This window comes from Microcystis aeruginosa NIES-4325 (assembly GCF_008974145.1).
Lineage (GTDB): Bacteria > Cyanobacteriota > Cyanobacteriia > Cyanobacteriales > Microcystaceae > Microcystis > Microcystis aeruginosa_G.
Window position 1 is genome coordinate 1 of sequence record NZ_BJKP01000079.1, and the last position, 2,205, is coordinate 2,205.

Annotated in this window: 2 protein-coding genes; one reads left to right on the forward strand and one right to left on the reverse strand. The window is 43.0% G+C overall.

Annotated elements, in window-relative coordinates; genetic code table 11:
* Window positions 1-991: 991 nt before the first annotated feature.
* Window positions 992-1,312, reverse strand: coding sequence for a cytochrome c6 PetJ (gene petJ, locus MiAbW_RS18950; RefSeq protein ID WP_151697334.1), 321 nt, complete (start codon window positions 1,310-1,312; stop codon window positions 992-994).
* Window positions 1,313-1,504: 192 nt separating this feature from the next.
* Between petJ and petE the strand changes: the two genes are divergently transcribed.
* Window positions 1,505-1,882 (forward strand): plastocyanin, encoded by a 378-nt coding sequence (gene petE, locus MiAbW_RS18955; protein ID WP_151697335.1) that lies wholly within the window; start codon window positions 1,505-1,507, stop codon window positions 1,880-1,882.
* Window positions 1,883-2,205 lie beyond the last annotated feature (323 nt).

Sequence of the window (2,205 nt, forward strand, 5' to 3'; positions counted from 1 at the left end):
TTATAGGCCGCTTCTCGAAATTCCTGCAAGTTTTTCAAAGTCATTTTCGGGAAATTTAGTAATCTTACTTGATTTCCCGTTTTTTCTGCTCAAGCAGTTTTTTTGTACTGACTCTTGCTCAAATTAGCAGCAATTCTAAATTTGCCCTGTAGCAAGGCTTTTGGGAGTTAGTTCGCATCATACGGGGTAAAATTCAATGGGATGGCGAATTTCATTTCACGAGTCTTCAGGCTTTTGACGTGATAGTACACCCAAAGTTGCCCCAAAAATCCCCCTTTAAAATGTTCTTTAAATCCCTAAAAGGCTTGCTGTGTCTAAAACTGAGAATTGCTGTCAAATTAGTCTAAACTTGAGTTCTAGGGGGACTTGGTGATACAATATTTAGAGTCTTCAGGTTGCAATGCCGTCGCACATCGTGAAAATTCTGCTGAAACAGTGCAGCACTTTTGAGGTAAAAATAGATAGACAAGAGCCACCGAAAACTCTTTAAACAGGGCAGTAAGTCTTCAAAAAGACTGAATGAATCGAATAAAAACTTTTGTCGTAAGACAGATAGGGTCGGGCAGATCCGAATTTTCCTTGAAATAGGAAAACGCTTGGAGAGTGAACCACAAAAAGGGAAACTAGATAGCAACTGATATTCTAGTAATCTCGGTTCAGACATAATCGTGTAAGACGTGAGTAAGGGAAACCAGAAAGCGCAGTGATGAGCTTCGAGAATCCTCACGCCTTTAGGCCCAGGAGTGTCAACAGACTGATAACCGATAACTCGCCACCGATAACGAAGGCAGGGGGCAGGAGGACGTTTTTGTAACGGGGATTTATGCCCCGCTACAAAAATTTTTCGCATTAAGGCGGGGTTTTATGGCATAGAACGAGTTAGTTAGGACGCTTTCAATTTTCAAACTCTTATCGGTCAAGGGTTTCAGCGATTGATTGTCCTAACCACCCCGATCTTTGCTATAGACCCGATTTTTTCGATAACTAACTTTTACCAGCCTTTTTCCGCTTGAGCGAGGACATAATTAGCTACAGCTTCGATATCTTCAGCGCTGAGACGACCACCGAAAGCAGGCATCGCACCGTTACCTTTGGTAACTTGGGTAACAATAGCTTCAACGGAATCTTTGCCGTATTTAACCAAATCTTCTTTTTTCAGGGTTTTAGCGGCATTAACCACGTTTTTACCGCCCATGTGGCAGGAAGCGCAGTTAGCACTGAAAATCGAAGCCCCATCAGCTAAAGCGGGACGAGCCATACCGAAAGTAACCACAGCCAAGAGCAAGCACAGGGAAATTAATAATCTTTTCACGATTGGTTCTCCTCTATTTCTCAAGAAATTCCCCAACCATGGTCAGAAAAAAAAGGTTTTCTTGTCAAAAGACAAGCTGTCAAACTTCGTGTAGAATTAGTTCATGGGACAGTTAAAAGCAAACTTTTACTTTTTTGTCAAAAGACAGGCTGTCAAATTTGTCATCTTCCCTCGTGTAAAGGATTAACAAGCATGAAAAAATTAGGTTTATTGGTCGCTACCGTGGTGCTAGTCCTCTCTAGCTTCTTCTTTAACACTGCCTCCGCTGCTGCGGAAACCTTCACGGTTAAGATGGGCGGTGATGCAGGTACACTACAATTTGATCCCCCCACCCTCACCATTAAAGCAGGAGATACGGTGAAATGGGTCAATAACAAACTTTCTCCCCATAACATAGTTTTCGATAGCACCAAAGTTCCCGAAGCCCAAGCCGTCAAATTATCCCATAAAGGTCTGGCTTTTTCCGCCGGGGAGTCCTTTGAAAGCACTTTCAGCGAACCGGGTACTTACACCTACTACTGCGAACCCCATCGCGGTGCCGGTATGGTCGGAACGATTACCGTTGAGTAATGATCCGACTTTAAGCAAAAATAACTTGCGGTTAACTGCCGTGGGTTGTTTTTTTTGGGGAATTATGAAGACTTTTCGGCGTTGCTGAATCTAGGTATCAATGGCAACTGTGCATCGTATCCAAAAGTTAATTTGAGTCTAGTTTTTAAAAATCCCACAAAGGAAGATTCATATCTCAAATCAGCAACTCCGTAGAATGATACCCCAAGCAAGTTACCCCAAGCAAAAACCTAATAATCCCATCTCGGTCCTTTTTCCCCGCTGCTTCTCCAACCTTTTCCGTTCCGAGTGTCAATGTGAATAAATCCCCGACGCGCTCCGTA